Here is an 8058-nt window from a genome sequence, read left to right as displayed (position 1 = left end):
ACGAACGGGTAGGTCAGATAGGCGTGAACCCGGCTGACCTGCAACAGCGACAGGAATACAGGATAGGGCACGCGCCCCAGAAAATGCACGCGCGACAGATCAAGCTGACCGCCGACCTCATCAAGGTAGCGCTGCTTCCAGCTTTGCCCGTCTTTCGGGGCGGGGCCATAGCTTTGCCCCTCATCCCCGATCAGCACGACATGCGCGTTTGGCCGCGCGGCCAGCACCGCAGGCAACGCCCGCATGAAGCTGTGAAAGCCGCGGTAGGGTTCAAGACTGCGGCTGACAAAGCTGATCACCTCGTCCCCCGGCTTGAACACATGGTCCGTGCCGGGAATTTTCAACCGCGCCTTGGGGTTGGGGCGCACGGTTTGGGTATCTATCCCGTCGTGGATCACAGTGATCTTGCGGCGCAGATCGGGCGGAAAGGTATCGGCCTGAAACCGCGTCGGTGACAGCCCCGCGTCGGCCTGCACCATGGCTTGCACCAGATGCGCCGCCCGCGCCACGGTTGACACCTGCGCGCCAATGCCGGGGCGGGCGAACTCGGGGTCGAAACCGGCATCAAGCCCGGTCGTTTGATACATCAGCTCCGCATAAATCAAAAGCCGCGCCTCGGGCCATATCTCGCGCAGAAACAGCGTCTCGCCCCAGCCGGAATGGCCAAGGATCACATCGGGAATATAGCCGAGCCTGTCGCGCATCTGCCGGGCGGCCAGCGCCGCCTTGGCACCGCGTTCGGCGGCATCGGCGTAAATCTGGGTCAGGGATGACGACAGGGTCACGGCGGCAGGCCTGCGGTATTTCATCACCCGTATGGGCGACGGGCGCATGTTTGTTTCAGCCGTCAGCGCCATGACATCATGCCCACGCGCCCGAAGCGCCGGCGCCAGATGCGGAAACTGACCCGGAAAATTCTGATGCACGAACAGAATTTTCACGACGTCACTTCCCCAGTGCGGCAGCCATCAGGGCGCGGGTGTATTCGGTTTGCGGCGCGTCAAACACCGCACTTGCGGCGCCCGCCTCGACGATATCGCCGGATTTCATCACCATCACCTGATGCGCCATCGCGCGCACCACGCGCAGATCATGGCTGATGAACAGATAGGCCAGCCCGTGTTTGCGCTGAAGTTCGCGCAGCAGATCCACGATCTGCACCTGCACCGTCATATCCAGCGCCGAGGTCGGCTCATCCAGCACCACCACCTTGGGGCGCAGGATCATCGCGCGCGCAATCGCAATGCGCTGACGCTGGCCACCCGAAAATTCATGCGGGTAGCGCGCCATCGACGCGGGGTCGAGCCCGACCTCCACCATGATTTCGGTCACCATGTCGCGGCGGTTGCGGCCCGGTTCCACCCCATGCACGGTCAACCCTTCGGCAATGATCTGCTCAACCGTCATCCGGGGTGAAAGACTGCCGAACGGGTCTTGAAACACGATCTGCATATCCCGGCGCAGGGCGCGCAATTCGCGCGGCGACCAGCGCGAAATATCCTGCCCCGCGTAAACGATCGCCCCTTCGGACCCGATCAGCCGCATGATCGCCAGCGCCAGCGTGGTTTTACCGGACCCGGATTCGCCCACGATCCCCAGCGTTTCCCCCGCGCGCAGCGAAATCGTCGCGTCATTGACCGCCTTCACATGGCCGACGGTCTTGCGCAACAGGCCACGCTGGATCGGGAACCAGACGCGCAGATGCGCGGTGCTGACCAGTTCCTGCGCCCCTTCGGGCACCGGCCCCGCCTGCCCCTTCGGTTCTGCGGCCAGCAGCTTTTTGGTATAGGGATGCTGCGGATTGGCAAAGATTTCCTCGACCCGGCCTTGCTCGACAATCTCGCCGCCCTGCATCACGCAGACCCGATCCGCGATGCGGCGCACGATGCCAAGGTCGTGGCTGATGAACAAAAGGCTCATCCCCTCGGCGCGCTTCAGATCGGCCAGCAGATCAAGTATCTGCGCCTGAATCGTCACATCTAGCGCGGTTGTCGGCTCATCCGCGATCAACAACTCGGGGCCGTTCGCCAGCGCCATCGCGATCATCACCCGCTGCCGCTGCCCCCCCGAAAGCTGGTGGGGATAGTCGTCAAGGCGGCGTTCGGGGTTATCAATGCCGACCTTCTCCAACAGCTCAACCACCCGCGCCCGCGCGGCCGCACCATGTATCCCCTGATGCAGCGCAAGGCTTTCGGCCAGTTGCCGCTCCAGCGTGTGCAAAGGGTTGAGGCTGGTCATCGGCTCTTGGAAAATGAAGCTGATGTCGTTGCCGCGCACCTTGCGCAACATCGGCTCATCCGCGCCGACCATCTCTTGCCCCAGATACCGGATCGAGCCCGAAATCTCGGCGCTGCCCCCCAAAAGCGCCACGGTGGCCAGTGCGGTGACAGATTTTCCCGACCCGCTTTCCCCGACCAGCGCCACCGTTTCACCCTTTTCCACGGTGAAACTGACGCCCCGCACCGCCCGTATGGTGCGCCCGTCCTGACGGAAATTCACCGCCAGATTTTCAACGTTCAAAACAGTGCTCATTTGAACGTCTTTCTGGGGTCAAAGGCGTCGCGGACACCCTCAAAGATGAAAACCAGCAGCGACAGCATCGCCGCAAAGGTGAAAAACGCCGAAAACGCCAGCCAGGGCGCTTGCAGGTTCTGCTTGGCCTGCAACGCCAATTCGCCCAGCGACGGCGCCGATGAGGGCAGCCCGTAGCCCAGATAGTCAAGCGAGGCCAGCGCCGCGATGGTGCCGGTCACCGCAAACGGCAGCAGCGTCAGCGTGGCCACCATCGCATTCGGCAGAATATGGCGGAACATGATCACCCGGTCCGAAACCCCCAGCGCCCGCGCCGCGCGGACATATTCAAAGTTGCGCGCCCGCAGGAATTCGGCGCGCACCACCCCCACCAGCGCGGGCCAGCCAAACAGGATCGACACCCCCACCAGCAGCCAAAAACTGCGCCCCAGAATCGCAAACAGGATGATGATGACGTAAAGCGACGGGGTAGAGCCCCAGATCTCCAGCACGCGCTGAAAGATCAGATCGGTCCGGCCGCCGAAATAGCCCTGAATCGCGCCGGCGGTAATGCCGATCACGCTGGCCGACGTGGTCACGATCAGCGTGAACAGGATCGAGGTCCGAAAGCCGTAAATCACCCGCGCCGCCACATCGCGGGCGGTGTCATCGGTGCCCAGAATATGGCGCGCATCGGGGGCCGAGGGCGCTGTGCCGACATTGTTGATCGTGCGGTAGTGGTAGGGGATCGGCGGCCAGATCATCCAGCCCCGCTCGATCGGCTCACCGGAAACGGTGCCGCCTTTGGCCTCTTTGATCACCGCCTCGGGGTCGTCCCAACACTCCTGACGCCCGCCGGTGCGGATCAGGCATTGCACAGCCTCGTCCCGGTAAATCGCTTCGGTGCGAAAATCGCCGCCAAAGGCGGTTTCGGGGTAAAAGCGGTAGGCGGGAAAGAACAGATCGCCGCGGTAGCTGACAATGATCGGTTTGTCATTGGCCAGCATCTCGGCAAACAGCGACATCGTGAACAGCAGCAAAAACACCCACAGCGACCAGAACGCCCGCCGGTTGGTCTTGAAATTGCGCCAGCGGCGCGCGTTCAGCGGCGAAAGCGCCATCAGCCTGCCCTCCGCTCAAAATCAATCCGCGGATCGACAAAGACATACATCATGTCCGACAGAATCCCGACCACCAGCCCCATCAGCCCAAAGACGTAAAGCGTGCCGAAGATGACCGGATAATCGCGCGCGACCGTGGCCTCAAACCCCAGCCGCCCCAGGCCGTCCAGCGAAAAGATCGTCTCGATGATGATCGAGGCGCCAAAGAACACGCCCAGAAACAGGCTGGGAAACCCGGCAATCACAATCAGCATCGCGTTGCGAAAGACATGACCATATAGCACCGCGCGTTCCGACAGGCCCTTGGCGCGGGCGGTCATCACGTATTGCTTGTTGACCTCATCCAGAAACGAGTTCTTGGTCAAAAGCGTCAGCGTGGCGAAACTGGCAATCGTCGAGGCAACCACCGGCAGCGTGATATGCCACAGGTAGTCCAGCGCCTTGCCCCATAGCGTCAGATCGGACCAGTTTTCACTGGTCAACCCGCGCAGCGGAAACACCTTCCAATATGACCCGCCCGCAAACAGCACCATCAGCAGAACCGCAAACAAAAACCCCGGTATCGCATAGCCGACGATAATCACCCCAGAGGTCCAGGTATCGAACGCCGTCCCGTCCTTGACCGCCTTACGAATGCCCAACGGGATCGAGATGAGATAGGCCAGAAGCGTCGACCAAAGCCCCAGCGTGATCGACACCGGCATTTTTTCAAGCACCAGATCAATCACCCCGGTCGAGCGGAAAAAGCTTTGGCCAAAGTCAAAGCGCAGGTAGTTCCCCATCATGATGAAGAACCGCTCGGCTGCGGGGATCGGTTCCTTGCCGCAGCCGGGGGTTTTCAGGCTGACGGGGCCGGTCGTGCCCTCGGGGCAGGTGATGCGGGCAAAGCCCATCTGCACCTCAAGCGCATCCAGCATTTCCGGCGGCAATCCACGCGCACCCATATAGCGGTCTTCGCTGACCCCGCCACCGCCCTGCGCGCCCGCGTCACCACCGCCCGAGATGTTGCGAAACACGTCGGTTTCGCCCTCCATCTGCGCGATGATCTGTTCAATCGGCCCGCCGGGCACAAACTGCGTCAGCGTGAAGTTCACGATCATGATCCCGATCAACGTGGGGATGATCAGAAGCATTCGCCTGAGGATATAGGCGCCCATATACGGCTTTCCTGCTCTTTTTGGCCCGGGATCAGAACGCGCCCGCGGCTTTCAGTTTTTCTGCCTTTTCGGCGTTATACCACCAGAAATCCAACTGGCCCAGCGCATAGGGGGGCAGCTTTTCGGGGTGTTCATACATGTCATAATAGGCGATCGTAAAGCTGGGCTTATACCACTGCGGCACCCAGAATTTCAGCGCCCGCAACACCCGGTCCAGCGCGTGAACAGCCACGGTCATCTCGGCGCGGGTCTTGGCACCCTCAACCTTGCTGATCAGCGCATCCACCGCCGGATCGGCCAGCCCCATCGCGTTGAACGTGTCATTCACCGACCCCGAGCCGAAATATTGCTGCAACCCCGAACCGGGAATGTATTCCTGCCCCAGTTGCGCGGTGATGATGTCAAAGTCATGGCTGCGCTGACGGTTGGTATATTGCGCGTCATCCACCCGGCTGTGCACCGCGTCCAGACCCAACTGCCGCAGGTTTTCGACATAGGGGTTCACCACACGGTCAAAGGTCTGGCTGTCGTTCAGGATCTCGACGCGCAGGGTTTCACCGCGCTCATTGCGGCGGATACCGTCATTGCCCACCGGCCAGCCCGCCTCGTCCAGAAGGGCTGCGGCCTTGCGCAGGTTATTGCGGTCCAACTGCCGCTGGCCCGACACCGGCGCAATCACCACCTCGTCGGTCAGCACACCCTTTGGCAGCTGCCCGGCTAGGGGTTCCAGCAGGGCGAGCTCGTCCGCGCCGGGGGTGCCGGTCGCCGCCAGTTCCGAATTGTCCCAAAACGAATTAGTGCGCGTGTAAAGCCCGTAAAACAGGGTTTCATTGGACCATTCAAAATTGAACATCAGGCCCAGCGCCTCTCGCACCCGGATATCTTGAAACCTGTCGCGGCGCAGGTTGATGGCGAATGCCTGCCCCGAGGCAATCGCCCCATTCGGCAATTCATCCTTGATCACCCAGCCCTTGGTCAGCGCCGGAAAGTCATAGCTCGTGGCCCAGATCAGCGAAGAGGCCTCATCGCGGAACGTGTAGGCCCCCGCCTTGAACCCCTCGAATGCCGCCTGATAATCGCCGAAATACTCGACCCGGATCTTGTCAAAGTTGTTGCGGCCCCGGTTGATCGGCAGATCCGCGCCCCAATAATCGGGGTTGCGCCGCCAGACCACGCGGCGCCCGCTGTCGGCGCTGTCAAAGACATAGGGGCCAGACCCCAGAAACGGCGTATCGCTGCTGTCTTCCAGATCACGGCCGGTGGCGATATATTCGGCCTTGGAAAATATCGGCAATCCGCCCGCCGCCTGAATCACGTCGCGGCGCGGATAGTTGGGGGTGAAGATGAATTTGATGTGGCGCGCATCAATCACCTCGGCGCTGGCGATCATCTGCACGATCACCCCGCGAAAACTGGACAGGCCCTTGTCGCGCAAGATCTCGTATGAAAAGAGCACATCATCGGCGGTAACGGCGCTCCCGTCCGAAAACTTCGCACCCTCGCGCAGGGTAAAGACCACCCAGTCGCGGCTTTCGGGGTATTCAAGGCTTTCGGCCAGCAGCCCGTAGGCCGCGCCAATTTCATCGGCAGTGCCCGCCAGCAAGGTTTCATGCACCCCAGACGACAGCGCCGCCGCGCGGCCCTTCAGCGTATAGGGGTTATAGCTGTCAAACCCGCCCATCGTCCAAACCGAGATTTCGCCGCCCTTCAGCGCATCGGGGTTGACGTAATCCAGATGCGTAAAATCCGGGCCATAGTGCAGATCACCAAAGGTTGAGATGCCGTGACTATGGATCAGCGCCTCTTCGGCGCGCCCCCCCACAGGAAGGATCAGCCCAACCGTCAGGGCCAGTATCGCCGCCCGTATCCCTGCAAAACCTTTTGTCATCGCCATCCGCTGCCTCCCTCGCGCACACAGGTGCGTCTTCAACCGCGCGTCTTTACCGGCTTAGCTAACGGGCCAAGCGGCCCGGCTTCAAGTTGCGATTGCGTGAAAAGGGCAAAATGCGAAAAGGCCGCGCCTTTTGGCACGGCCTTTCTTGCAGATTTCAGGCGGATCAGCCGTCCAGGCTTTCCAGATACGCAATCAGGTTGGCGCGGTCTTCGGGTTTCTTGAGGCCCGCGAAAGACATCTTGTTGCCCGGAATGTAATCTTTGGGTTTGGTCAGATAGGCGTCCAGAACCTCGGGCGTCCAATCGCCACCATGGCCCGACATCGCGTCGGAATATTTGAAGTCCTCAACCGAGGCAATCGGGCGCCCCACAACACCGTTCAGATGCGGGCCGGTGGCGTTCTTGCCATCAATCTTGTGGCAGGCCTTGCATTTGCCAAAAACCTTGGCACCCAGCTCTGCGTCACCAGCAGCGGCAACCACGGCATCACCCGCATCGGCGGTTGTGTCTGCAGCGGCGGTGTCTGCGGCCGTTTCTTCTGCAACCGTTTCCTCTGCGGCGGGTTCCTCTGCGGCGGGTTCCTCTTCGGCATCCGCCACCTGGGTTTCCGCTGAATCGGCAGCCGGAGCCTCGGCGATCACTTCGCCATGCTCAGTGGTGCCAATCGAATAAAGCGACGATGCCACCCAGTTCCCCAGTAGAAGAAACAAGGTCGCGCCCAAAATGGCGCCTACGGCTTTGGTAAGGTTCATCGTGTTGAACATGGCTCTTCCCTGATGTGGCTGTCCAGTTGGCGCATCTACCCGTTTCCATCAGTAGTTTTCAAGGCATAGTTACCCGGATTATGCGCTAATCGCGCCGCATCCGCTGCCAAAACCCCTCGATGTGTCGTAGATGCCGCGCTCGGCTGGCCTTGCGCCCTTGGCCGCACCTCTTGGCTTTAACTGGCCCCGGCCCCGGTATAGACACCCGTGCAGGGGCCCGATCCGGGGCGATACACGGGGATCAAGACTGATGAGCGCGCAGACCAAAGGACGCATCGCCTTTCAGGGCGAACTGGGGGCCTATTCGCATCAGGCCTGCCGCGAGGCACGCCCCGGCATGGAGGCCATCCCCTGCCGCACCTTTGAAGACACGATCGAGACCGTGCGTAAAGGCAAGGCCGATCTGGCGATGCTGCCGGTTGAAAATTCGACCTATGGCCGGGTGGCCGACATTCACCACCTACTGCCCGAAAGCGGGCTGCACATTATCGACGAAGCCTTTGTGCGGGTCCATATCAACCTGCTGGCGGTGCCCGGAACCCGGCTTGACGATATCGACGAAGCCATGAGTCATACGGTTTTGCTGGGCCAGTGTCGCGGCTTTTTACGCCA

The 8058-nt window shown here is 61.3% G+C and carries 7 protein-coding genes; 1 reads left to right on the top strand and 6 read right to left on the bottom strand.

The features are described from left to right. The 6 genes from ACM62R_RS09045 to ACM62R_RS09020 all read right to left on the bottom strand — a co-directional run. On the bottom strand, positions 1-941 hold a 941-nt coding region (locus ACM62R_RS09045), incomplete at its 3' end, for a glycosyl transferase family 1 (protein WP_415183733.1). A gap of 4 nt (positions 942-945) precedes the next feature. Beyond that, complete coding sequence (locus ACM62R_RS09040; protein ID WP_415183732.1) at positions 946-2532, bottom strand: ABC transporter ATP-binding protein; 1587 nt, start codon at positions 2530-2532, stop codon at positions 946-948. Then, positions 2529-3632 (bottom strand): ABC transporter permease, encoded by a 1104-nt coding sequence (locus tag ACM62R_RS09035; protein WP_415183731.1) that lies wholly within the window; start codon positions 3630-3632, stop codon positions 2529-2531. The genes ACM62R_RS09040 and ACM62R_RS09035 overlap by 4 nt, the downstream gene beginning before the upstream one ends. After that, positions 3632-4789 (bottom strand): microcin C ABC transporter permease YejB, encoded by a 1158-nt coding sequence (locus tag ACM62R_RS09030; RefSeq protein WP_415183730.1) that lies wholly within the window; start codon positions 4787-4789, stop codon positions 3632-3634. Before ACM62R_RS09030 ends, ACM62R_RS09035 begins: the two co-directional genes overlap by 1 nt. 31 nt (positions 4790-4820) lie before the next feature. After that, positions 4821-6683: an extracellular solute-binding protein gene (locus ACM62R_RS09025; protein WP_415183729.1), complete on the bottom strand. Its 1863-nt coding sequence runs from the start codon at positions 6681-6683 to the stop codon at positions 4821-4823. A 163-nt stretch (positions 6684-6846) separates the two neighbouring features. Continuing rightward, on the bottom strand, positions 6847-7446 hold the full coding sequence (locus ACM62R_RS09020) for a c-type cytochrome (RefSeq protein ID WP_415183728.1): 600 nt from the start codon (positions 7444-7446) through the stop codon (positions 6847-6849). A 250-nt stretch (positions 7447-7696) separates the two neighbouring features. Between ACM62R_RS09020 and ACM62R_RS09015 the strand changes: the two genes are divergently transcribed. Then, the coding region (locus ACM62R_RS09015; protein WP_415183727.1) for a prephenate dehydratase domain-containing protein at positions 7697-8058 on the top strand (362 nt) is incomplete at its 3' end.

It is taken from the genome of Phaeovulum sp., from assembly GCF_047638075.1.
Classification (GTDB): Bacteria; Pseudomonadota; Alphaproteobacteria; order Rhodobacterales; family Rhodobacteraceae; genus UBA6197.
Note: the sequence above shows the minus strand (reverse complement) of the source record. Positions and strands in the feature narration are given on the sequence as shown.